This is a genomic window from Mesorhizobium sp. M0052 (assembly GCF_040323255.1).
Taxonomy (GTDB): domain Bacteria; phylum Pseudomonadota; class Alphaproteobacteria; order Rhizobiales; family Rhizobiaceae; genus Mesorhizobium.
Genome location: NZ_JAMYUS010000013.1, coordinates 101880 through 124858, shown reverse-complemented (window position 1 = coordinate 124858; position 22979 = coordinate 101880). Strand labels below are relative to the sequence as shown.

Annotated in this window: 28 protein-coding genes and 1 other RNA gene; 16 read left to right on the top strand and 13 right to left on the bottom strand. The window is 63.2% G+C overall.

Annotation, left to right across the window (positions count from 1 at the left end; all coding sequences use genetic code 11):
* Positions 1-31: 31 nt before the first annotated feature.
* Positions 32-1096 (top strand): tetratricopeptide repeat protein, encoded by a 1065-nt coding sequence (locus tag NKJ77_RS18985; protein ID WP_198022448.1) that lies wholly within the window; start codon positions 32-34, stop codon positions 1094-1096.
* Between the two features lie 9 nt (positions 1097-1105).
* On the opposite strand, the gene NKJ77_RS18980 is transcribed toward NKJ77_RS18985, so the two are convergent.
* Positions 1106-2122, bottom strand: coding sequence for a zinc-dependent alcohol dehydrogenase family protein (locus NKJ77_RS18980; protein ID WP_023744985.1), 1017 nt, complete (start codon positions 2120-2122; stop codon positions 1106-1108).
* A gap of 101 nt (positions 2123-2223) precedes the next feature.
* On the opposite strand from NKJ77_RS18980, the gene NKJ77_RS18975 reads away from it, so the two are divergent.
* From NKJ77_RS18975 to NKJ77_RS18945, 7 genes are all read left to right on the top strand, one after another.
* Positions 2224-3087, top strand: a complete 864-nt coding sequence (locus NKJ77_RS18975; RefSeq protein ID WP_023694589.1) for a LysR family transcriptional regulator — start codon at positions 2224-2226, stop codon at positions 3085-3087.
* Between the two features lie 142 nt (positions 3088-3229).
* A complete protein-coding gene (efp, locus tag NKJ77_RS18970) occupies positions 3230-3796 on the top strand; it encodes an elongation factor P (protein WP_023668757.1) in 567 nt (188 codons plus the stop codon).
* 22 nt (positions 3797-3818) lie between these two features.
* Positions 3819-4619 carry an inositol monophosphatase family protein gene (locus NKJ77_RS18965; protein ID WP_023684166.1) on the top strand — a complete coding sequence of 267 codons (801 nt, stop codon included), beginning with the start codon at positions 3819-3821 and terminating at the stop codon, positions 4617-4619.
* 110 nt (positions 4620-4729) lie between these two features.
* On the top strand, positions 4730-5446 hold the full coding sequence (trhA, locus tag NKJ77_RS18960) for a PAQR family membrane homeostasis protein TrhA (RefSeq protein ID WP_352535581.1): 717 nt from the start codon (positions 4730-4732) through the stop codon (positions 5444-5446).
* 179 nt (positions 5447-5625) lie between these two features.
* Entirely contained in the window at positions 5626-6651 is a 1026-nt protein-coding gene (locus tag NKJ77_RS18955; protein WP_023668754.1) for a MotA/TolQ/ExbB proton channel family protein, read from the top strand.
* Between the two features lies 1 nt (position 6652).
* Positions 6653-7684, top strand: a complete 1032-nt coding sequence (locus NKJ77_RS18950; protein ID WP_023684164.1) for a peptidoglycan -binding protein — start codon at positions 6653-6655, stop codon at positions 7682-7684.
* 239 nt (positions 7685-7923) lie between these two features.
* The gene (locus NKJ77_RS18945) at positions 7924-8349 is read left to right on the top strand and encodes a hypothetical protein (protein WP_023737876.1); all 426 of its coding nucleotides are present in this window, start codon (positions 7924-7926) and stop codon (positions 8347-8349) included.
* Positions 8350-8427: 78 nt separating this feature from the next.
* Here NKJ77_RS18945 and NKJ77_RS18940 read toward each other — a convergent pair whose 3' ends face one another.
* The gene (locus NKJ77_RS18940) at positions 8428-8781 is read right to left on the bottom strand and encodes a DUF1304 domain-containing protein (RefSeq protein WP_023668751.1); all 354 of its coding nucleotides are present in this window, start codon (positions 8779-8781) and stop codon (positions 8428-8430) included.
* A 146-nt stretch (positions 8782-8927) separates the two neighbouring features.
* Here NKJ77_RS18940 and NKJ77_RS18935 point away from each other — a divergent pair, with 146 nt between their 5' ends.
* Positions 8928-10415, top strand: coding sequence for a carboxypeptidase M32 (locus tag NKJ77_RS18935; RefSeq protein WP_352535580.1), 1488 nt, complete (start codon positions 8928-8930; stop codon positions 10413-10415).
* Positions 10416-10425: 10 nt separating this feature from the next.
* Here NKJ77_RS18935 and NKJ77_RS18930 read toward each other — a convergent pair whose 3' ends face one another.
* Positions 10426-12228, bottom strand: coding sequence for an ABC transporter transmembrane domain-containing protein (locus NKJ77_RS18930; protein WP_023668749.1), 1803 nt, complete (start codon positions 12226-12228; stop codon positions 10426-10428).
* Between the two features lie 205 nt (positions 12229-12433).
* Between NKJ77_RS18930 and rpmE the strand changes: the two genes are divergently transcribed.
* Complete coding sequence (gene rpmE, locus NKJ77_RS18925; protein WP_023668748.1) at positions 12434-12655, top strand: 50S ribosomal protein L31; 222 nt, start codon at positions 12434-12436, stop codon at positions 12653-12655.
* A 187-nt stretch (positions 12656-12842) separates the two neighbouring features.
* Here the strand turns inward: rpmE and NKJ77_RS18920 are convergent, their stop codons facing one another.
* Complete coding sequence (locus NKJ77_RS18920; RefSeq protein WP_352535579.1) at positions 12843-13481, bottom strand: TetR/AcrR family transcriptional regulator; 639 nt, start codon at positions 13479-13481, stop codon at positions 12843-12845.
* Positions 13482-13598: 117 nt separating this feature from the next.
* Here NKJ77_RS18920 and NKJ77_RS18915 point away from each other — a divergent pair, with 117 nt between their 5' ends.
* Positions 13599-14426, top strand: coding sequence for an NAD(P)H-binding protein (locus NKJ77_RS18915; RefSeq protein ID WP_023668744.1), 828 nt, complete (start codon positions 13599-13601; stop codon positions 14424-14426).
* Between the two features lies 1 nt (position 14427).
* On the top strand, positions 14428-14904 hold the full coding sequence (locus NKJ77_RS18910) for an anthrone oxygenase family protein (protein ID WP_023711991.1): 477 nt from the start codon (positions 14428-14430) through the stop codon (positions 14902-14904).
* A 33-nt stretch (positions 14905-14937) separates the two neighbouring features.
* On the opposite strand, the gene NKJ77_RS18905 is transcribed toward NKJ77_RS18910, so the two are convergent.
* The 4 genes from NKJ77_RS18905 to NKJ77_RS18890 form a co-directional block, all read right to left on the bottom strand.
* Positions 14938-15249, bottom strand: a complete 312-nt coding sequence (locus NKJ77_RS18905) for an Rdx family protein (protein ID WP_023668742.1) — start codon at positions 15247-15249, stop codon at positions 14938-14940.
* Complete coding sequence (locus NKJ77_RS18900; protein WP_023711992.1) at positions 15246-16034, bottom strand: RDD family protein; 789 nt, start codon at positions 16032-16034, stop codon at positions 15246-15248. The genes NKJ77_RS18905 and NKJ77_RS18900 overlap by 4 nt, the downstream gene beginning before the upstream one ends.
* A gap of 81 nt (positions 16035-16115) precedes the next feature.
* Positions 16116-16865, bottom strand: a complete 750-nt coding sequence (locus NKJ77_RS18895; protein WP_023711993.1) for a YebC/PmpR family DNA-binding transcriptional regulator — start codon at positions 16863-16865, stop codon at positions 16116-16118.
* Positions 16866-17045: 180 nt separating this feature from the next.
* The gene (locus NKJ77_RS18890) at positions 17046-17369 is read right to left on the bottom strand and encodes an ArsR/SmtB family transcription factor (protein WP_023711994.1); all 324 of its coding nucleotides are present in this window, start codon (positions 17367-17369) and stop codon (positions 17046-17048) included.
* Between the two features lie 50 nt (positions 17370-17419).
* Between NKJ77_RS18890 and NKJ77_RS18885 the strand changes: the two genes are divergently transcribed.
* Genes NKJ77_RS18885 through NKJ77_RS18875 form a run of 3 tightly spaced genes read left to right on the top strand, consistent with a single transcriptional unit; the run spans position 17420 to position 18797 of the window.
* Entirely contained in the window at positions 17420-17902 is a 483-nt protein-coding gene (locus NKJ77_RS18885) for an SRPBCC domain-containing protein (protein ID WP_023668738.1), read from the top strand.
* Positions 17903-17922: 20 nt separating this feature from the next.
* Positions 17923-18285, top strand: coding sequence for a VOC family protein (locus NKJ77_RS18880; RefSeq protein ID WP_023700266.1), 363 nt, complete (start codon positions 17923-17925; stop codon positions 18283-18285).
* A gap of 29 nt (positions 18286-18314) precedes the next feature.
* A complete protein-coding gene (locus tag NKJ77_RS18875; protein WP_023698429.1) occupies positions 18315-18797 on the top strand; it encodes an SRPBCC family protein in 483 nt (160 codons plus the stop codon).
* 21 nt (positions 18798-18818) lie between these two features.
* On the opposite strand, the gene NKJ77_RS18870 is transcribed toward NKJ77_RS18875, so the two are convergent.
* From NKJ77_RS18870 to ssrS, 5 genes are all read right to left on the bottom strand, one after another.
* Entirely contained in the window at positions 18819-19580 is a 762-nt protein-coding gene (locus NKJ77_RS18870; RefSeq protein WP_023694576.1) for a TerC family protein, read from the bottom strand.
* Positions 19581-19653: 73 nt separating this feature from the next.
* A complete protein-coding gene (locus NKJ77_RS18865; protein WP_023668734.1) occupies positions 19654-20478 on the bottom strand; it encodes a TIGR00282 family metallophosphoesterase in 825 nt (274 codons plus the stop codon).
* Positions 20479-20534: 56 nt separating this feature from the next.
* A complete protein-coding gene (locus NKJ77_RS18860; protein WP_196813862.1) occupies positions 20535-21062 on the bottom strand; it encodes a DUF3592 domain-containing protein in 528 nt (175 codons plus the stop codon).
* Positions 21063-21144: 82 nt separating this feature from the next.
* Entirely contained in the window at positions 21145-21729 is a 585-nt protein-coding gene (locus NKJ77_RS18855; protein ID WP_023698428.1) for a 5-formyltetrahydrofolate cyclo-ligase, read from the bottom strand.
* Between the two features lie 92 nt (positions 21730-21821).
* Positions 21822-21977: non-coding RNA, 6S RNA (gene ssrS, locus NKJ77_RS18850), on the bottom strand.
* Between the two features lie 149 nt (positions 21978-22126).
* Here ssrS and NKJ77_RS18845 point away from each other — a divergent pair.
* Positions 22127-22966, top strand: a complete 840-nt coding sequence (locus tag NKJ77_RS18845; protein WP_352535578.1) for an AAA family ATPase — start codon at positions 22127-22129, stop codon at positions 22964-22966.
* Positions 22967-22979 lie beyond the last annotated feature (13 nt).

Genomic DNA, 22979 nt, shown 5'->3' with positions numbered 1-22979 from the left:
ACTTCCTCTCGCGGTTCTCGTTGCGGCCTTGATGAGCGGGGCAGCGATCGCGGCGGAGACCGTTCCGCTGCCGCAGCCGAGGCCGGACACCAGCGCGCCCGCCCTCAGCGTGCCGGATGCGATCGCTCCCGATGCGGGTGCTCCAAAAGCCGGTGCCACCGATTCCGGCGTCCATATCGAAAAGCCGATCGACACCCCGCTGCCGCAGCCCGCGACAACCGCGCCGCTGCCGTCGGCCGACGCGATCAACCCGGAGCGTTTCGGCGCCAAGCCGGCGGACCCCGCCTATGGCGCTTTCCAGCGCGGTCTTTACAAGACCGCCTACAATCTGGCGCTGGTGCGGGCCAAGAATGGCGACCCGGCGGCGCAAACGCTGGTGGCCGAGATTCTGTCGCGCGGGCTGGGCGTACCGCTTAATCCCGCAGAGGCGGCCAAATGGTACGCGCAGGCCGCCGAGCAGGGAATTCCTGAATCGCAGTTCCAGTATGCGCTGATGCTGCTCGACGGCCGCTACGTCAAGAAGGACGAGAAGGGAGCCTACGCGCTGATGCAGGCCGCCGCCGAAGCCGGCAACCGGCTGGCGCAGTTCAACTTCGCGCAATTGCTCGTGCAGCAGGATCCGGGCGATGCCGGCATCGCCAGGGCTGTGCCTTATTATGAGCGTGCCGCGGCGACAGGGCTTGCCGATGCCCAGTATGCGATGGCGCAGGTCTATGCCAATGGCGTCGGCGGCAAGACCCGCGACGATGCAAAGGCCCGCAGCTTGCTGGCACAGGCTGCCAGGCAGAACTACGACACCGCGCAGATCGATCTTGCCGCCTGGATGATCGAGGGCCGGGGCGGTGTTCGCGACCTGAAATCCGGCTTCAACTGGATGAAGCAGGCAGCTGAAGGCGGCAATGTCGCTGCCCAGAACCGGTTGGCAAAGCTTTATATGGGCGGCATCGGAACCGACCCCGACCTGATCCTGGCCGGGGCCTGGTATGTGGTCGCCCGCCGCGCCGGCCTTATCGATCCGGAGATGGACGATTTCCTGCAAGGGCTGACCGACGATCAGACAAAGCAAGCCTTGCAGAAGGCCAACCGCCTGCCCTGACACGCAACGTCACTGTGTATGATCCAGCACGACCTTGCCGAAGGGAGAGCCGTGTTCGAGATGGCGAAAGGCCTGCGCTGCCTCTGCCCATGGGAAGACCCGGTCGATCACCGGCCGCAGCCCATTGACGGCGAGCGCCCGGTTCATCGCTTCGAAGGACTCGCGCGAGCCGACCGGTATGCCGCGTGCTTTCACCTGGCGTCGGAAGATGTCGAGCGGATTGATCACCCCTTCGCTGCCGCCGAGATAGCCGATGACGTTGATCTGGGCGCCGCGCGCCGACGCCTTGAGCGACTGCGCGAAACTTTGGGGACCACCGACTTCGATGATGTGATCGGCGCCGCGGCCATCGGTCAGCGCCAGCACGGCCGACGACCAATCCGGATTGTCGCGGTAGTTGACGCCATCATGCGCGCCAAGCCCCTTCGCCCGGGCAAGCTTCTCATCGCTGCTCGACGTAACAATGACGCGCGCGCCGGCCGCCCTTGCCAACTGCACGGCAAACAGCGACACGCCGCCGGTGCCGAGGCTGAGCACGGTTTCGCCTGGCTTGAGCTTGCCCTCGGTGAACAACGCATGCCAGGCAGTGACGGCGGCGCAAGGCAATGTCGCCGCCTCGACATCGCTGAGATGTGCCGGGACGATGACCGCCGCCTGTTCGTCCAGCCGGGCGAATTCGCTCAGCAAACCGTCGATCGGGCCGCCGCGCTGGTAGGAAGGTTCGGCCATGGCGAAGCTGCCGCCGACCCATCGCTGCCAGAACGTGCCGCAGACCCGGTCGCCGACCTTGAAGCGGCTGACCTCGGGGCCAAGCGCCACGACCTTGCCGACGCCGTCGGAAAGCGGCACCAGCGGCAAGGGGAATGTCGTGTGATAACTGCCGCGCGCGATCTCGACATCGCGATAGTTGAGCGCCGTCGCCTTGACGCGGACGATCATCTCCTGACGGCCGGGCTCCGGCATTGGTCGTTCGACCATCTTGAGATTGTCGATGCCGCCCGGCTTCTGCAGTTCGATTGCCTTCATTGTCGTCGTCCTTTCGTTTGAAAGGAAAATTGCTTGCCATGCGATGGATTTCAAATTCATAATGTTTACAATGATTATGCTTACGAGACATAGTTCTAGCTATGCTTGAGGAATTGCGCACGCTCGCCCTGTTTGCCGAGGAGGGCTCGATCCAGAAGGTCGCCCGGCGCCTGCCGCTGACGCAGCCGGCTGTGACCCGGCAAATCCAGCGGCTGGAGGACATGCTTGGCACGACGCTGCTCGACCGCCGGCAAAAGCCGCCGCGACTGACGCCGACGGGGCTGGAAGTGCTGGCGCGCGGACGCGATATCATCGCTTCCGTAGAAGCGCTGAAATCCTTCGCCGGAAAGACCGAGCCGGAAGGACTGTTCCGCCTGGGTCTCGCCCATGGCCTCTCGGACCGCGACATCGCCGGGGCCATCGCCAACGCCGCGGCGGCGTTCCCGAAAGTGTCGCTACGGCTCAAGACGGGCTGGAGCGCCGAACTAATCGGTCAATTCGAACGCGGCGAGCTCGATGTGACGATTGTTCTGCGATCGTCGGATAAGCCAGGCCCGGAAGCGCTTGGCACTGAACGTCTTGGCGTCATAGCTGCGTCCACCGTCCCCGATCCGGAAGACGGTGGCCGGACACCCATGCCGTGGGTGCTTAGTCCGGCCCCTTGCGACGCGCGCCAGAAACTCATGTCCGTTCTGGTCGGCGGAAGGCGTTATTTCGAGATCGCGGCGGAGATACAGGATCCGGCCTTGCAGATGGAATGGGTCCGTCGGGGGCACGGCCTTGGGCTAGTGCCGTTGCGTCTTGCAAGGCGCGGACTTCCCGACGGCCTCATGCTGGTCAACACGGAAGATGTCGACCTTTCCTTGCAGGTCGCCGCACTTCGTTCGCCTCATCTCAACCGGCTGACTGAGGCTGCGGACGCCATCGTCGAGGCTGTCGGCAGAGTCATTGCGGCCCAGGTTTGAGGCTACCAGCCCTTGTCGGGCGATCTGGCATCCCCTTGCCTCTCCTGCCGATTTGTGGTCTTGGGAGCCCGAAATCGCTTGTCCAGCGACCATCCCCATACCAACGGCCAAGCCGTTGGTAGCATCCCGGATCAATCTCATCATGGCCAAGATCAATGGCAACGAAATCCGTCCCGGCTATGTCATCGAGCACGATGGCGGCCTTTGGGTGGCGGTCAGGACCAACACCGTCAAGCCCGGCAAGGGCGGTGCCTATAACCAGGTCGAACTGAAGAACCTGATCAACGGCACCAAGCTCAACGAGCGCTTCCGCTCGGCCGAGACCGTCGAGCAGATCCGGCTCGACCTGAAGGATTTTTCCTTCCTCTACGCCCAGGACGACGCACTGGTGTTCATGGACACGCAGAGCTACGAGCAGCTCGAGCTGGCGAAGGATTTCGTCGGCGACCGCGCCGCCTTCCTGCAGGACGGCATGATGGTGACGGTCCAGCTCTATGAGGACAGGCCGATCGGCATTTCGCTGCCCGACCAGGTGACGCTGACCATCACCGAGGCCGACCCGGTGGTGAAGGGCCAGACGGCCGCGTCCTCGTACAAGCCGGCGGTGCTGGAAAACGGCATCCGCGTGCTGGTGCCGCCATTCATCGGCGCTGGCGAACGCATCGTCGTCGACACCAACGAACTCACCTACATGCGCCGCGCAGACTGACGCGTAGGCAGGAACAGATACGATGGCACGCTCCGCACTTCTCAATGTCATGGTCCAGGCCGCCATGAAGGCCGGCCGCTCGCTGTCGCGCGACTTCGGCGAGGTGCAGAACCTGCAGGTGTCGATGAAGGGACCGGGCGACTATGTCAGCCAAGCCGACCGCAAGGCCGAGGACATTCTGTTTGCCGAACTGTCGAAGGCACGGCCGGGCTATGCCTTCCTGATGGAAGAGCGCGGCATGATCGCAGGGGACGACGACCAGCACCGTTGGATCGTCGACCCGCTCGACGGCACCACCAATTTCCTGCACGGCATTCCGATCTTTTCCATCTCGATCGCGCTGGAGCGACAGGGCCAGTTGGTCGCCGCCGTCATCTACAATCCGGCAATGGATGAGCTCTACACCGCCGAGCGCGGCGGCGGCGCCTTCATGAACGATCGCCGGCTGCGCGTTGCCGGCCGCAGCAAGCTCACCGACTGCGTCATCGGCTGCGGCGTGCCGCATCTCGGCCGCGGCCAGCACGGCAATTTCCTCGTCGAGTTGCGCAATGTGATGGCCGAGGTCTCGGGCGTGCGCCGCCTGGGTTCCGCCGCGCTCGATCTCGCTTATGTCGCCGCCGGCCGCATGGACGGCTTTTGGGAAACCGGCCTTTCGGCCTGGGACATTGCCGCCGGCCTGCTGCTGATCCGCGAGGCCGGTGGCTTCGTCTCCGACATGGATGGCGGCCAGGATATGCTCGAAGCGGGTTCGCTCGTCGCCGGCAACGAGGTCATACAGCGCGCGCTGCTCAAGGCGGTGAAGAAGCCGCTTTCGGCGCGCTGATCACTTGGCATGCCGGCGCGGCGTGCTGAAGCGCCGCAGTCGCAAAACCGCAATCAAAGCTTGAAATACTGCCCGGCGGCCGCCCAGATAAGGGTGACGCAGGATTTTTTATGACGAGCATACCTTCACTATCCTCGCGAGAAGCGCAGCCAGACCAGCCAGTTGAAATCCCTTATGTCGGGCGTTGGCACTACTCGCGTGCGGAGATGATCGCCGATGGCATCGTCCATGCGGTCGGCATCGTGCTGGCGATAGCCGCCGGCTCGGCGTTGCTGGCGCTGGCCGCCTTCCATGCCGGTCCCGGCGAATACATCGCCGCCGCCTTCTTCGTGGTGTCGCTGCTGACTGTGCTGTCGATTTCGCTGACCTACAATCTGTGGCCGGTGACGTCGCCGGCGAAGTGGATCTTGCGGCGCTTCGATCATGCGGCGATCTATCTCCTGATCGCCGCGACCTACACGCCCTTTCTGGCCCAGCTCGACGGCTCGCCGCTGGCGCTGCCGATGATTGTCCTTGTCTGGACCGCTGCTTTGACCGGCATTGCCATGAAAGTGTTCCTGCCCGGCCGCTTCGATCGTCTGGCCATTGTCTTCTATCTCGCCATCGGCTGGAGCGGCGTCGTCCTGGTCAAGCCGCTGCTGGCGACGTTGCCGACGACCTCGATCGCGCTGATTGTCGCCGGCGGCATCGTGTACTCCTGCGGCGTCATCTTCTTCGCCTGGAAACGCCTGCGCTTTCACAATGCCCTCTGGCACGGCTTTGTCGTCACCGGCGCCGGGCTGCATCTTGCCGCCATGGTCGACTGCCTGGTCGTCAACCGCCTCTGAACGGCGTGGTGCGGCCCGACAGTCGGGCAATATTGCCAAGCGCCATTCAATTTGGTCACAATTCCGTTTAGAGTCGCGAATTACGTGATCGGCGGCACTGGAGCGGTTCCAGGGAAGTATGAGCGGCTTCCCGTTCGGAATTGCGTCAAGGCAAATAGAGCATCGGAAACGGGGCACGGATGGCTTTTCTCAGATCCTTCGGCGTGGGCAGGCGTTCTGATGTCCTGATGTACGATCCGCACAAACTGTCGAGCCCGCAGGTCTTCCTCCTGACCATGGTCATCTTCCTGGTCATCGTCGCCTTCATCGCCGCCATCCTCACCCGCCAGATCTCGACCGCTTTCGGGAGCAATCCCGGCCTCAACGGCCTGATCGTCGGCGTCCTTGTGGTCGGCATCCTGCTTGCCTTCGCCCAGGTCGGACGACTGTTTCGCGAAGTGCGCTGGGTCAATTCCTTCCGCGCCGGTTCCGAAACCACCGAGCCGGTGCTGCTGGCGCCGATGAAGGCGATGATCGGCCGCTCCTCGACGGTCGCCTTCTCGACGTCTTCGATGCGCACCATGCTGGATTCGATCGCCACCCGCCTCGACGAAAGCCGCGACACCTCGCGCTATCTCGTCGGGTTGCTGGTGTTCCTCGGTCTGCTCGGCACCTTCTGGGGCCTGCTCAACACCATCGGCTCGATCCGCGAAACCATCGAATCGCTCGATCCCGGCACCGGCGACGCCGCCGCCGTGCTCGATTCGCTGAAGCAGGGGCTGTCGGCGCCGCTGGCCGGCATGGGTACGGCCTTTTCGTCCTCGCTGTTCGGCCTTTCCGGGTCGCTGGTGCTAGGCTTCCTCGACCTGCAGGCCGGCCGCGCGCAGACCCGCTTCTATACCGAGCTTGAAAACTGGCTGTCCTCGGTCACCGATCTCTCCTCCGACATCGCCGTCGCCGACCCGGCCAAGACTGAATCCTCCGACGAGATCCGGGTCCTGTCGGAACGGCTGCGCAGCATGCAGGAAAGCGGCGGCGGCTCCAATCCGCGCGTCGCCACCGCCATGGCCAATCTCGCCGACGGCATTTCCGGCCTGGTCAAGAACATGCGCTCCGAGCAGCAGATCATGCGCGACTGGGTCGAGGCCCAGTCGGACGAGCAGAAGGCGATGCGCAACACGCTGGAAAAGATCGCCGACGCGCTGAAGAAACCCGGGGTCCACTAGCATGGCTCTCGCCAGGGGCCGGCGCACCGATCGCCGGATCGACTATTGGCCGGGCTTCGTCGACGCGCTGTCGACGCTGCTGCTCGCCATCATGTTCCTGCTCACCGTTTTCGTGCTGGCGCAGTTCCTGCTCGGACGCGAACTCTCCGGCAAGGATACGGCGCTCACGCGCCTCAACTCGCAGATCAACGAACTGACGCAGTTGCTGGCGCTGGAGCGCTCGAGCGCGCAGGACAAGGACGATTCGCTGGCCAATCTGCAGGCGTCGCTGTCGGCCGCCGAAGCTGAGAAGAGCCGGCTCGAGCAGCTGCTGGCGCAAGGTGCCGGCGCCGGCGACGCCGCCACCCAGCGCGCCGCGGAACTCGGCGGCGAACTCGACAGCCAGCGCCAGATCAGCCAGCAGGCGCTGAGCCAGGTCGAGATCCTGAACCAGCAGATCGCAGCACTGCGCAAGCAGATCGGCGCGCTCGAGGACGCCCTCAATGTGTCCGAAACGCGCGACCGCGATTCCAACACCAAGATCGCCGATCTCGGCCGTCGGCTCAACGTCGCGCTGGCGCAGCGCGTGCAGGAGCTGAACCGCTATCGCTCCGACTTCTTCGGCCGCCTGCGCGAAATCCTCGCCGACCGCGAGAACATCCGCATCGTCGGCGACCGCTTCGTCTTCCAGTCGGAAGTTCTGTTCCCGACCGGGTCGGAAGTGATCAACGATGCCGGCAAGGTCGAGATGAAGAAGCTCGCCGATGCCATCATCGAGTTGCAAAAGGAAATCCCGCCCGAGATCAACTGGGTGCTGCGCGTCGACGGCCACACCGACAACAAGCCGCTGTCCGGCGCCGGCCGCTATCGCGACAATTGGGAATTGTCGACGGCGCGTTCGACCTCGGTGGTCAAGTTCCTGATCGAGAACGGCGTGCCCGCCAACCGGCTGGTTGCGGCCGGCTTCGGCGAATTCCAGCCGCTCGACCCCGCCGACACCGAAGACGCCCGCAACAAGAACCGACGCATTGAACTGAAGCTCACCGAACGGTGATTTTCAGTCACGCGAAATTGTTTGCCGGCTCAACTCTAGGGCGCAACGCCAGGTCGGCAAGGCCTGAAAACATTATCTTTCTTTAATTACACTTCGCGTTTCCGGGCTCCTACTTTGACGCGCAGGGCCGAGAACCGCCGGCGATGCCTCCCATCGCGACGCGACGGAACCGGACGGCCCGCTTCCGGAAGGCGGAGCGAAAGCGCTTGCCCCTTCCATAGCAGGAGGAGACGCACATCATGCGCTCTTTGAAGACTCTCAGGACCGCAACCCTCACGACACTTCTGATCACTGTTCCACTCGCCGGCGCCTATGCCGCCGGACATCACAAGGGCGCCCTCGACGCCAGCGACCCGACCGACATGACCGGTCCGCGTGTGACCGGCCTGATCGAGCAGGTGCGGGGCGTCGAACAGGGCATCGCGGATGCGCGCGAAACCAAGGGCATCTCGACCTCGGAAGCGCAGTGGCTGCATCTGCGTGCGGCGCATATCGGCCAGGCCGCCGAACGGGTCGCCGCTTCGGACCATGGCCGGATCCCGGCCGCGCAATATCACGATCTGCTGCGCCGCCTCGACAATGTCGATCAGAGGCTGATGTCCGACACCGGCAGCGGCTTCATGATCGGTGATGGCTCCGACGGCGGGAATTATCCGAACGGCTGAGATCCGCTCTGATATCTCCAGGAATGAGGAAGGGACTGTCTGACGCCCCCGGATCTGGCTCCGAGGGCGTCTTTTTTGTCACCAGCCCAGCCACAGCGCAGCGAGGGCCAGCACCGCCGGCACGGTCTGAATATAGAGGATCTTCCGGCTGGCAGTCGCCGCGCCATAGAGGCCGGCGACGGCGATGCAAAGCAGGAAGAACACCTTGATCTGGAATCCCGCCGCGCCGAGATAGAGGCCCCAGATCAGCCCGGCGGCAAGGAAGCCGTTGTAGAGCCCCTGATTGGCGGCGAGCACCTTCGATGCGCTGGCGAAGTCCGGCTTGAGGTTGAACGCCCTGTGCCCGCGCGGTGTGTCCCACGCCACCATCTCCAGATAGACGATAAAGAGGTGGATCAGGGCCACCAGCCCGACCAGGATATTGCCGATCATCTTAGTCTCCCCTCCATGGCGGTGTTCCACCGTCAGCCAGCATTCCACGCACCAGCTCACCGGCGCAAGCTGCATAGCCACCTTTGAGGGTTGCCAATCCTGGCGCGTTGGTATCTTTTCCCGCGGTCCAAAACGCGGAACCTGTCATGTCTTTTCAGAAGCTCGATGATCTCGGCCACAAGCTCGAAGCGCTGGAACATGCGCTCGCTATCCTCGGCGCCGACGAGGCGACCCACATGGCCGTCGGCGGCGGCGAGAAGCGCGCCGAAGCCATGTCGTCCCTGGCCGGGATGCTGCATATCAGGGCAACGGCGCCGGAGATCGCCGACTGGCTCGCCGCCGCCGAACAGGAGGCGCTGAACGAGGAGCAGCAGGCGGCGGTCCGCGAACTGCGTCGCCAATACACCAACCTGACCTGCCTGCCGGTCGAATTCGTCGAGCGCCAGACGGTGGCGCGTATGCGCTCCGAGCAGCTCTGGCGCGACCTGCGCGGCAAGAATGACTGGGCCGGATTCCTGCCGGCGCTCGAAGGTGTCATCGCGCTGGTGCGCGAGGAAGCCGCCCTGCGCGCCGACGCGCTCGGCCTCGATCCCTACGACGCACTGATGGAGCAATACGATCCTGGCAACCGCGCCGCCGACATCACGCCGGTCTTCACCGAGCTGAAGACATTCCTGAAGGGCTTCGTGCCGGAAGCGCTGGCCGTACAGGAAGCGCGACTGGCCAAGCGCCCGCTGAAGCCGCTCTCCGGCAGCTATGCGATCGACAAACAGCGCGAGCTTGGTCTCGCCATGATGGCTTCGGTCGGCTTCGACCTCACCCATGGTTCTCTGTCGGTATCGCACCATCCCTTCTGCGGCGGGGTGCCGAGCGACGTTCGCATCACCACCCGCTACAAAACGTCCGATTTCCTGTCGGCTTTGATGGGCGTGCTGCACGAGACCGGCCACGCGCTCTACGAGCAGAACCTGCCGAAGGCCTGGGCGCACTGGCCGCTCGGCAAGGCGCGCGGCATGGCGGTGCATGAAAGCCAGAGTCTGTTCGTCGAGAAACAGGTCGGCCGCAACCCCGAATTCTGGCGCTGGGCGCTGCCCGTGGTCGAAAAGCATCTCGGCGAAGCCTGGTCGCTCGACGACATCCTGCCGCATGTGCACCGGGTCGAGCGCGGCCTGATCCGCGTCGACGCCGACGAGGTCACCTACCCGCTGCATGTCATCCTGCGCTACGAGTTGGAGCAGGAGGTGGTCTCGGGGCGGCTGCAGGCGGCCGACCTGCCCGAAGCCTGGGACGCCAAGATGCGGGAGTATCTTGGCCTTTCGACCATCGACAACCCAGCCGACGGACCGATGCAGGACGTGCATTGGCCAGGCGCCGCCTTCGGCTATTTCCCGTCCTATACGCTGGGCGCTATGATGGCGGCGCAGCAATGGGCTGCGCTGACGCGCGACCATCCTTCAGCCGACAGCGACCTCGCCAAGGGCAATTTCGCCGCCATCAATGACTGGCGCCGCGACAATATCTGGTCGCAGGGATCCCGCTGGTCGACGCCCAAACTGCTTGAGCGCGCCACCGGGGAAAAGCTCAACGCCGCGTATTTCACCGAGCATCTCCGCAAGCGGTATGGTCCCGCCTGATTGCGGGTTGCTACTCCGCGGCACCCCTGAAGGCGCTTGCTCCGGTTTCGAACTGCAGCTTGGCCAGCCTTGCATAGATTCCGCCCTTGGCGACCAGGCTCTGGTGCGTGCCTTCCTCGACGATGCGGCCGCCATCCATGACCAGGATGCGGTCGGCCTTCAGCACGGTCGCCAGCCGGTGGGCGATGACGATGGTGGTGCGGCCCTGCATCAGCCGTTCCAGCGCCGTCTGCACCAGCGTTTCGCTTTCGGCGTCGAGCGCCGACGTGGCCTCGTCGAGCAGCAGGATCGGCGCGTCGCGCAGGATGGCGCGGGCGATCGCCACGCGCTGGCGCTGGCCGCCGGACAAGGTCACACCGCGCTCGCCGACCTGGCTGTCGTAGCCCTTGTCGAGCCTGAGGATGAACTCGTCGGCCAGCGCGTCCCTGGCGGCGGCCTCGATCTCGGCATTCGTCGCGCCCGGCCGGCCAAAGCCGATATTGTCGCGCGCGCTTGCCGCAAAGATGGTGACATCCTGCGGCACGATCGCAATGCGCTCCCGCACTTCAGCCGGATCGGCTTCGCGCACGTCGACGCCGTCAATGGCGATGCGGCCAGTTTCGGGATCGTAGAAGCGCAGGATCAGCGAAAAGACGGTGCTCTTTCCGGCGCCCGACGGGCCGACGATCGCCACCGTCTCGCCGGGCTTGACCTGAAAACTCAAGCCGTGGACGGCGGCACGGTCCGGCCTTGCCGGGTAGGAGAAGGAGACGTCGTCGAAACTGATCGCGCCTGTCGCCTTGGCGGGCAGCGGCAGCGGATTGGCCGGCGGTTGAATCGCCGGCGTCTCGTCGAGTATCTCGGTCAGCCTTTCGGCCGCACCCGCCGCCTGGGCAAGCTCGCCCCAGACTTCCGACAGTGCGCCCAGCGCGCCTGCGGCAAACACGGAGTAAAGCAGGAACTGGCCGAGCGTGCCGGGCGACATCGTGCCGGCAAGCACGTCACGCGAGCCGAACCACAACACCGCCACGACCGAGGAAAAGATCATGAAGATGGCAAAGAAGGTGAGCAGCGAGCGGGAGAAGATCGACGAGCGCGCCGCCTGGAAGGCGGCTTCCACCGCGGCCGAGAACCGCCCGGTGACCAGCGTCTCGTTGGTGAACGCCTGCAACGTACGCACCGCGCCGATCTGCTCGCTGGCATAGGCGGTCGCTTGCGCCAGCGTGTCCTGCGCCTGCCGTGACCGGCGCCTCACCGAACGGCCGAACGCGACCAGCGGCAGCACGATGAGCGGAATGGCCGCGATCACCAGGCCCGACAGTTTCGGGCTGGTGACGACCATCATCGCCACCGCGCCAAGGCCGAGGATGACGTTGCGCAGCGCCACCGAGGCGGTGGCGCCGACGGCGGATTTCACCTGCGTCGTGTCGGCGGCAAGCCGCGAGACGATCTCGCCCGATTGCGCGGTGTCGAAGAAGGACGGCGAAAGCGTCGTGACATGCGAAAACACGTCGCTGCGGATGTCGGCGACGACCCGCTCGCCGAGCGTGATGACGAAGTAGTAGCGTCCGGCCGACGCCGCCGCCAGAATGGCTGCCATCGCAACCAAAGCGGCGAAATATTCGGCGATGAAGACGGTGCCGGAAGCACTGAAACCGTGGTCGATCATGCGCCGCACGGCCAGCGGCAGCGCCAGCGTCGTCGCCGCGGCGATGGCGAGCGAAATGAGGGCGCCTATGACCAGTTTGCGGTAGCGGAATATATAGGGATACAGGCGCCTGAGCGGCCCGAGCGAGCGCCTGCGCCCGTCTTGCTCGCCGCTGATGTCCGCCATGACCGTTTCCTCTGGCCGCTTCCAGGTGGGCGCGTTCAATATGCGCCTGCCGTGGCCTTGTGATTCAATTCCGGCTGATGTATAGGCTCGCCGACCGTTTTAGAAGCCGTGGCTTTTCAATAGCTGCGGCTTCGAGTTTTAAAAAGGGGCGCATCGACGCAGGCCACGGGCCCGTCTGTAGCGCCACAAGCCAGGAAGCACGACAATGAAGGCCGATATCCATCCCGACTACCACACCATCAAGGTCGTCATGACCGATGGCACAGAATACTCGACCCGTTCGACCTGGGGCAAGGAAGGCGATACGATGAACCTCGATATCGACCCGACCACGCACCCAGCCTGGACCGGCGGCCAGCAGACCCTGCTCGACCGCGGCGGCCGCCTGTCGAAGTTCAAGAAGCGCTTCGAAGGGTTCGGCCTTTAAGGTTTACCTTTATCGCAGAATCAAGAACCCGCCCTTTGTGGCGGGTTTTTTGTTGCCGCCAAAGTCAGTCGCTTCAAGCTAACGCGCCGATACCTCCCGCTTGTGGGGAGGTCGGCCCAAGGGTCGGGTGCGGTCCGACGCCTCCACCCTGCTGCTTCGAAGCGACCCTTCCCAGAGTGGTGCGAGCCTACCCGTCCACCAATTCCCGCAGCGCCATGCGCTTGTAGGCGGCGACCAGCCTGTCGCCCTCCTGCCGGTCGACCGAGATCGCCAGCCGCACGGCAGCCTCGCCCATCTGCCAGACCAGAAACGCTGTGGTCTCCAGCGCCACCGGATCGGCGCCGGGATGCAGCCGCTTCAGCACCATCGTCAGGAATTCGGCATTCGCCCGGCTGTCGGCGAGTTCGAGCTGGCGCAGCGCCTTGTCGGCCTGGGTGCCCGACCAGATGTCGCGCATCACCGGCTCGGCCAGGAACAGCTGATAGTAGATATCCACCAGCTCCGAAAACGCCTGCCGCAGGCCCTCGGCGTCGACGACATCCTTGAGCGCCGAGGAGATGCAGGCCTGGCTTTCGGCGGTGTGTCGCTCGGCCAGCGCCCAGACGATCGCCCGCTTGTCGGGAAAGAACTGGTAGAGCGAACCGATCGACACCGCGGCCCGTTCCGCTACCTCGCCCATGCGCATGGCGTCGCTGCCTTGCTCGGCAATCAGCGCCGAGGCTGCGGCCAGCATGCGCTCGACCCGCTCGCGGCTGCGCTGCTGGGTGGGCGCCCGTCGCGGCGATGCGACCTGCTCCTCAGATGCGGGCGTTGCTGTGTCTTCCATGACGGCCTCCGGTCTCGACAAAATCTGCCAACAAACGGCTTGACTCCCAAAATACGAGGGTTTATCACATTTTGCAAATGTGAGGATTATTCATATTTGTAACAAAGGAAAACCACCATGACCGACACCAAACCAGTCCTGATTCTCGGTGGCACTGGCAAGACCGGCCGTCGCCTCGCCGGGCGGCTGACCTCACAGGGCATTCCCGTGCGCATCGGCTCGCGTTCCGGCAGCCCCCGCTTCGACTGGGAGGTTCCGGCGACCTGGGAGCCTGCCATGCAGGGCGTGGGCGCCGTCTACATCAGTTACTATCCCGACATCGCCGTGCCGGGCGCCGCCGAGACCGTCGGCGCCTTCGCCAGGCTTGCGGTGGCAAATGGCGTCACCCGCATGGTGCTGCTCTCCGGCCGCGGCGAGACCGAAGCCCAGCGCGCCGAAGAGATGGTCAAAGCCTCGGGCGCTGACTGGACGATCCTGCGTTGCGCTTGGTTTTCGCAGAATTTCAGTGAAGGTTTTCTCGTCGAGTCCTTGCGGCAAGGCGAAGTGGCTTTGCCTGTCGGCCCTGTTGGCGAGCCCTTCGTCGATGTCGACGACATCGCCGATGCTGCCTTCGTTGCGCTGACCGAACCGGGTCATGTCGGCCAGCTCTATGAGTTGACCGGGCCGCGGCTGCTAAGCTTCGCCGACGCGGTTGCCGAGATCGCCAAGGCGACCGGCCGCGACATCCGCTATATCAAGATCTCGCATGACGAATTCACCGCCGCGACGGCGGCATACGAACTGCCGCCCGAAATCGCCTGGCTGCTCAACGAGCTGTTCACCGAAGTGCTTGACGGCCGCAACGAGACGCTGACCGACGGCGTCCAGCGTGTGCTCGGCCGCGCGCCGAAAGACTTTTCCGCCTACGCAAATGAAACCGCTGCAACCGGCATCTGGAGCAACTGAGATGATCAAGCTTCTTCCCACCCTCACCATCATCGCCGCCATCGGCTCGGGCGTCGTCGGCGGCGTGTTCTTCGCCTTTTCCAACTTTATCATGGCGGCGCTTGCCCGGCTGCCGGTCCCCCAAGGCATCGCAGCGATGAATTCGATCAACATCACGGTGATCACGCCCACCTTCATGACGGCGCTGTTCGGCACCGGCCTGCTCTGTCTGGTGCTTATCGCCGCCGTTATCATGGGCTGGAGCCAGTCCGGTTCATACTGGCTGCTTGCCGGCGCCGTGATCTATTTGATCGGCAACCCGATCGTGACCATGGTCTTCAATGTGCCGCTCAACGATGCGCTCGCCGCCGTCGACCCGGCCAGCGCCAATGGCGCAGCCGTGTGGGCGAACCATCTAAATCAATGGGTGATGTGGAACCACATCCGCACCATCACCGCCATCGTGTCGATGGCCTGCTTCATCTTCGCATTGCTCTGAAAAATGACACTTCGCAAACGCAAGGACCTCGCCTCAAGCGGGGTCCTTTTGCGTGTGACCCTTGCGGTCGGAATGACCGAGATCGCGGCCCGGATCGATGACGTCGCGCACCAGCTGCTTGAGCTTGGCGGCATCGGGAAAGCCGCCGTCGCGCTTGCGGTCCCAGACCAGCACATCGTTGCAGGAAACGGTGAAGATGCCGCCTGTGCCCGGCACCAGCGTCACTTCACCAAGATCCGTGCCGAAGGTGGAGAGCAGTTCCTGCGCCATCCAGCCGGCCCGCAACAGCCACTGGCACTGCGTGCAATAGGTGATGACCACGCGGGGCCTCTCCGGCACACTCATGTCTGGGCCTCCTGTATGCGCACCGTGGTATTTGCGAATCGATCGTGTATCGGGTCGTCGCCCAGAGCTATGGATATCGCAATCCAGACCGGCCAGATCAGCACCAAAACGAGGGCAGCGGATGCAACCACTATTTCCAGGCTGGAGTAATCCTGCACGCCACCGGGAGCGGTGCCCCAAGCCTGAAAAGCATACCAGCTTCCCGTCAGGACGATCGGTAATGCGCCGAGAAACTTGATAAGTTGCCGCCGAACAGCCTTTCTCGCCGGCAGGCCGACCCTATGTCTGTCGTCCTCATCATGTACAGTGAGCTCCGTGAGCCGCTTGCCGATTGATTGGCCGGACTTCAACTCCATAATGAGGAGATAAGACGCCAGAGCGATCTGCTCGAGGAAACCCAGGTCCAATGCTGCAGGCCTGAAATTCCCTTGCGAATCCAGATCGATCGAGATGGAGGAGGTTTCTCCAGGCTTTGAGCCCGGCGCCGTACCCACGCTCCATATGGCGACCGGCAAACCGAGTACTGATGTTCTACACACCTGCCAATCATAACGGGCAAGTGTCGGGGCACCGTGAACCGTACCCTCCTGGCATAGTTTCCAGTTCAGCCAAAAGCTGCCTTTTACGCCACCGTTGGTCAGCAGAAATAGAGCCCCTACGAGCAAATAGAGGGCGATCAGGATTACAAGGTAGTCGATGAGTGCAGCGAGAAACCGTCGCCATATGCCGGGCCGGCGAGGCCAGGCCACCGCATCGGCAAAACTTGCCTCTTTATAGTCGGTCATCGGCCCCCCCTGAAAACTGACTAATCTATAGGCAGGCCGCCGTCATACAGCAATATTCGCATCCGACTGTATTGCACGGACCTACGCCGCGCTGAGCTTGGCCATGGTCTCGTCGTCGACCTCGAAATTGGCGTAGACGCTCTGCACGTCGTCATCGTCCTCGAGCGTTGCCACCAGTTTCATCAGCGATTGCGCCCGCTCTTCGTCGACCGGGACATTGTTCTGCGGCTGCCAGATCGGCTTCACCGATTCGGCCTCGCCAAGCGAGGCTTCCAGCGCCTTAGACACTTCGCCCATACTCTCGAACGCACAGTAGATGGTGTGGCCTTCCTCGTCGGACTCGACGTCATCGGCGCCGGCCTCGATCGCCGCGTCCATCACCTTGTCGGCGCTGCCGGCGGAGGCCGGATAGTAAATCTCGCCGGCGCGGTTCCACATGAACGACACCGAGCCGGTTTCACCAAGCGCACCCCCGGCTTTGGTGAAGGCGGCGCGCACGCTCGAGGCCGAGCGGTTGCGGTTGTCGGTCAGCGCCTCGACGATCAGCGCCACGCCGCCTGGCCCATAGCCTTCATAGCGCACCGCTTCGTAATTCTCGGCATCGCCCATCGATGCCTTGTTGATGGCGCGCTGGATGTTGTCCTTCGGCATCGACACCGCCTTGGCGTTCTGAATGGCCAGGCGCAAACGCGGGTTCATCGACGGATCCGGTGTTCCGCTCTTGGCGGCGACGGTGATTTCGCGCGCCAGCTTGGAAAACATTTTCGACCGCACCGCGTCCTGCCGGCCCTTGCGGTGCATGATGTTCTTGAACTGTGAATGGCCGGCCATGGCACCCCTGTCGTCTTCGGCTAGAGCATCCCGAAGCGAGGTGGTCTCACCTCGTCCTCCCGGGTACTCGAATTCAAATTTTCAGAGCCGTCCAAGGTGCAACGCGATGGATGCACGGCGTTCTCTGTCGGAATGGCCGGCTTATAGATAAATCGGCTCAATTCGTCCAGCCGCGCCGGTTCAGTCCTCCAGATCGGACTTCAGCCGGTCGATAATGCTGAGCGCATGGCCGGCATACTGGCTGATCCAGCGGTCGTGGATGTGCTTGATCGGCAGCGCGTTGAGATGGTTCCAGCGCTCTCGCCCTTGGCGCTTTGCCACCACCAGTTCGGCTTCTTCCAGCACCTTGAGATGCAGCATGACGGTGCAGCGATCGATGTCGGGAAACGCCTCGCACAACATGCCGGTCGTCTGCGGCGCATCCTTCAGCCGATCCAGCAATTCGCGACGGCGCGGATGCGCCAACGCCTTGAAAACGTGATCGTCTGCGGTTTGGCTTGACATGTTATGTTTCTATAACATATCGTCGAGCCAATCAAGGAGGAGCTGTGGATATGTCTCTTGGATTCAGAGTTTCCGGGCGCATCGGCAAACCGGTCGCCGAAGTCTTCGACGCCGTCGTCAATCCCAAAAAGCTGAGTGGCTATTTCACCACCATCGGCGGCGCCAGCGCGCCGCTGAAGGCCGGCACCGGGGTGGTCTGGTGGGGCAAGGTGCCCGTCGAAGTCGATGAGGTGATCAAGGACCGCCATATCGTGCTGCGCTGGGATGCCACCGATGCCGAAGGCAAGCCCGCCTACAAGACACGCATCGAGATGAACTTCGAGCCGCTGGACGATGGCGGCACCCTTGTGACCATTGCTGAATCCGGCTGGCCGGAAGGCGTGGTCGGCCTGCAGAAATCCTACCTCAATTGCGAGGGCTGGTCGCAGATGCTGGCCTGCATGAAGGCCTATGTCGAATACGGCATCAATCTGCGCGACGGCTACTACCGCGGCGAGATGAGGGGCGAGCCGGCCAACGAGACAAACAGATGAACAGCGCAACGGAGCCCGCAATGACCGCGAAAATGACAGGTGGAATCAACATCGCCATGAAAGTCCCGTCACATCAGTACGAGGCGACGATCGCCTTCTATCGCGACGTCGTCGGCTTGAATCCATTCACCGCCAAGACGCCGGCCATCGGCTTCGAGCTTGGCCCAAACCGTCTGTGGATCGACGAGGCGCCGATGCTGAGCCAGGCCGAAGTCTGGCTTGAGCTTTTCACCGACAATTCTGCAGCCATTGCGGATCATCTCGCCAAGGCCGGCGTCGTCCGTTGCGACGCGGTCGAGCCCCTGGGCGAAGGCTTTCGCGGCTTCTGGATCGCCAACCCGGCCAGCATCGTTCACATGGTGCGCGAGCCTGACGCCTGGTGAGCGCAAACCGGACAAGGAAAGGAGCATCGATGGAAATTCACAAAACGCCGACTGCCGAAGCCGGCATGCTGATCAGGCGGCCGGTCGCCGAGGTCTTCGAGGCGATCGTCGACCCGGCCATCACCACGAAATTCTGGTTTACCCACAGTAGCGGCCGGCTGGATAGCCGCAAAGAGGTTCGCTGGGAGTGGCGCATGTACGGGGCCTCGGCGATGGTCAATGTCAGCGAGATCGTCGAGAACAAGAAGATCGTCATGCAATGGAGCGATCCGCCGACCACTGTGGTCTGGACATTCACGGAGATGCCCGGCGCCGAAACGCCTGACGGTGCGACCTTTCTTGAGGTCAGCAATTTCGGCTTCGCCGGCACCGCCGACGAGCAGGTCAAGCAGGCGGTCGGCTCGACCGACGGCTTCGCACTGGTTCTTGCCGGCGCAAAGGCATGGCTGGAACAGGGCCTGTCGCTTGGCCTGATCGGCGACCGTTATCCGAAGGGCGTGCCGGGGCGCTAGGATCGCCCCGATCGCCCAGCCTCAATGCCCACCGCTGGATTTCTTCCTTCGCCGCGCCAGCATGTTGAGGCCCTCGACCAGGGCGGAAAAGCCCATCGCGGCGTAGATGTAGCCCTTCGGCACATGATAGCCCATGCCGTCGGCGATCAGCGTCATGCCGATCATCAGCAGGAAGCCCAGCGCCAGCATGACGATGCTCGGGTTCTTGGCGATGAAATTGGCCAGCGGCCCGGCCGCCAGCATCATCACGCTCACCGCCACGATCACGGCGATGTACATGATGGCAATCTCGTCGGTCATGCCGACGGCGGTGATGATCGAATCGATCGAAAAGACGAGATCGAGCAGCAGGATCTGGAAGATGGCGCCGGCAAGCGAGATCTGCAGCGTCTCGCCCATCATCGTATCCTTGTGGTCGTCGGGATCGACGGTGTGGTGGATTTCCTTGGTCGCCTTCCAGACCAGGAACAGGCCGCCGGCAATCAGGATCAGGTCGCGCCAGGAAAAGCCATGGCCGAACGCTGTGAACACCGGCGTCGTCAGCTGCACGATGATGGAGATGGTTGCGAGCAGCACCAGCCGCATGATCAGCGCCGCCGAGATGCCGAGACGGCGGGCGCGGGCGCGCTGCGCCTCAGGCAATTTGTTGGTCAGGATCGAGATGAAGATCAGATTGTCGATGCCGAGCACGACCTCGAGGACGATCAGCGTCAGCAACGCGACCCACGCGGTTGGATCGGAAACAAATTGAAAATGCGGCGCAAAGAACTCGATCAGCTGCATGGAGGTCGTCCCCTCTTTAACGATCTAGCGCAGTTTCGTCGCCAGTTAGGTACTTTACTCGACTATATCAATGTCAAGACCAGAAGGATGGCGCGGTTTCTTCGAGCCGCGGCCCGCGACGAAAAGGCGCGATCTTCTCGGTCAGGCCGGTGCGGTCGGAAATAGTGACGCCGACGCCGCACAATGTCGCCGGTCCGGTCGCCGCCTCGAAGCGGCCTTTCGGCACTTTCGACAGGAAGCGGTTGAGCGGCTCTTCCTTGTCCATGCCGAGCGAGGAATCATAGTCGCCGCACATGCCGGCATCGGACATGTAGCCGGTGCCGCCGTTGAGGATCTGGTGGTCGGCCGTCGGCTGGTGCGTATGGGTGCCGATGACGAGGCTGGCGCGGCCGTCGACGAAATGCGCGAAGCACATTTTCTCCGAGGTCGCTTCGGCATGGAAGTCGATGACCACGGCATCGGCCTGCTCGCCCAGCGGACAGGCGGCCAGCTCGCGCTCGCCGGCCTGGAACGGATCGTCGAGCTCGGGATGCATGAACACCCGGCCCATGATGTTGGCGACCAGCACGCGCGCGCCGTTTTTGGCGATATAGACGCCGGAACCGCGCCCCGGCGTGCCCTTGGGGAAGTTGGACGGGCGCAAGAAGCGCTCCTCGCGCGGCGCGAAGACCAGTGCGTCGCGCTGGTCCCAGACATGGTTGCCGGTGGTGACGACATCCGCACCGGCGGCGATGGTGTCGCGAAAAATGTCTTCGGTGATGCCGAAGCCGCCGGCGGCGTTCTCGCCATTGACGATGACGAAGTCGAGTTTGAAATCCGAGATCAGGCCGGGCAGTTGTTCCCACACCGCCGTACGTCCCGATTTGCCCACCATGTCGCCGAGGAAGAGAAGTCTCATGCCCACTTCTATCCAGAGGCACGGACGCTAGGCAAGCGCTACCCGGGCGATTGGCGCTAACGCCGGCCGAAAGTACCACGCTGCTGTTGAGGCGGCTTGGCGCTCGCGCCCGCAACGCGAACTGCCGAAGGCATCATCGGTGACGCCGGCGGTGCGGTGCGTCCGCGCAGCCAGAAGAACCACACGTAAAAAACAGTGAACCCACCAGTAGCGGCCAGGAGCAACAGCCCGCCGCGCCAGCCCTTCATCGCCGCGGTATCGAGGATCGATGGATTGGCAGGGTTGTAATACAACTTCACCGCGTCGCCTTTGGACGCCGTGTAGAGGCCGATGTCCTTTCCCTTGCCGGACCACGTCATCGGTGCATCGTTCGCGACATAGGTGACAGCGACGTTGATGCCTTTCGCGGTGAGGCCATTACCCTGGGCTTCGCTGTAGGAACTGACATCCGTCACTGTGGCAACCGTCTGATGCCAGGCGAACTGGTGGTGCAGGGCCGTTCCGGAAATGTGCAATGCCATCGCGAACAGCGTTACCGCGATGAGGACGAACGGCATCAGCAGGAAGCGTGCGAAGACAAACATGATGGCCGCCATCGGCTCGGACTGTGTTGCCGGAATACTATCCGGCACGTCTTGGAAACGCGTTAAGCGGGATCGCGGTCTTTTAAGCGATGTCGAAGCGGCGCAAACCGCTCTCGGTGAGTATTTCCGGGATGATGACGTCGTGCGCCTCATCCGGCACCAGACCCACCTCCTGGCAATCGAAAGCGATGCCGATCAGTCGTGGCGGCTGGCCCTTGTCGATCAGCCTGGCGATGGCGCGGTCGTAATAGCCGGCGCCATACCCGATGCGATGACCGCGGCTGTCGAAGGCCGCGAGCGGCACCAGCATCACCGCGGGATCGAGAACCTCGGCCTCCGCATGCGGACCGACCGTGCCAAAACCCATCTCGACCATCGGCGCGCCGCGCACCAGTTCGCGAAAGACGATGGTGGTCTTGTCGAGGATGGCCGGCAGGCAAAGCCTGGCCCCGTTCTCGCGCAAGGCGAACATCAGCGGCCTGACGTCGACTTCCGATCGCATCGGCCAGAAAGCTGAAACGATCTGACCCGGCTCGATGGCGAGGTGGTCGCGCGCCGTCTCGGCCATTTCAAGCGCGATCTCCACCCGCCACAGCGGATCGAGCGCATCGCGACGGCCGAGTGCCTCGAGGCGCAACTGCTTTTTCAGGTCTTTGGGAGATGTCATGCGCGGACGATAGAAAAGGTCGGATCTGGGTGACGTTTCATGAGCGACGTTTTCTACCACATCATCCGCCAAACTGGGCGGATAGAGGTAAGTGACGATCCACACAACCGGTGGAGAGAGCGATCCCGGGAACCTACAAAGTAGGTGGGCGCCGTATGAGAAAACCCAAGGGTCTTCCCAGGGACAGCTCCCTAAGGATCGTTAAGGCCCCGGGGAAAATGTTCTCCTGCCGGGAAGCGCAGACCGCCAAGCCCAATATAGGCGGCTGGTCGGTCAAGCGCTAGTGACATGAGCCGATGTTTCCATTTCGATCTCACACGCTTTGGTCGCAGCCGGCTCGCCCTTGCACAGGTCAAGCAGCGTCCTTACGCTCGCGCTGACCAACCGAGGAGCAAGTATGCGTTTCGAAGGCACGGCGGCCTATGTCGCCGACAAGGATCTGATGGTGGCGGTGAACGCCGCGATCGCGCTGGAGCGGCCGTTGCTGGTCAAGGGCGAGCCGGGCACCGGCAAGACCGAGCTTGCCCGCCAGGTGGCATCGGCGCTCGGCCTCGACCTGATCGAATGGCACGTCAAGTCGACCACCCGTGCGCAGCAGGGACTGTATGAATATGATGCTGTCTCGCGGCTGCGCGACAGCCAGCTCGGCGATGCCAGGTTCAACGACATCAAAAACTACATCAAGCGCGGCAAGCTCTGGCACGCCTTCGCGGCCGGTAAGAAGGTCGTGCTGTTGATCGACGAGATCGACAAGGCCGATATCGAATTCCCCAACGACCTGCTGCAGGAACTCGACCGGATGGAGTTCTTCGTCTACGAAACCGGCGAAACGATCCGCGCCGCTGTGCGCCCCATCGTCATCATCACTTCCAACAATGAGAAGGAACTGCCCGACGCCTTCCTGCGCCGGTGCTTCTTCCACTACATCCGCTTTCCCGATGTCGACACGCTGCACAAAATCGTCGACGTGCACTATCCCGGCATAAAGCAGAATTTGGTGCGTGCTGCCCTGACCCAGTTCTACGAGATCCGCGATGTGCAGGGGTTGAAGAAGAAGCCGTCGACCTCCGAGGCGCTCGACGGGATCCGCCTGCTGGTCGCCGACGACATCGCACCCGAGGATCTGCGCGCCGACCCCAGGAGCGCGCTGCCGAAGCTGCACGGCGCACTGCTCAAGAACGAACAGGACGTGCATCTGTTTGAACGCCTGGCCTTCATGGCCAGACGGCAGGGGTGAGGATCGAGGGTTG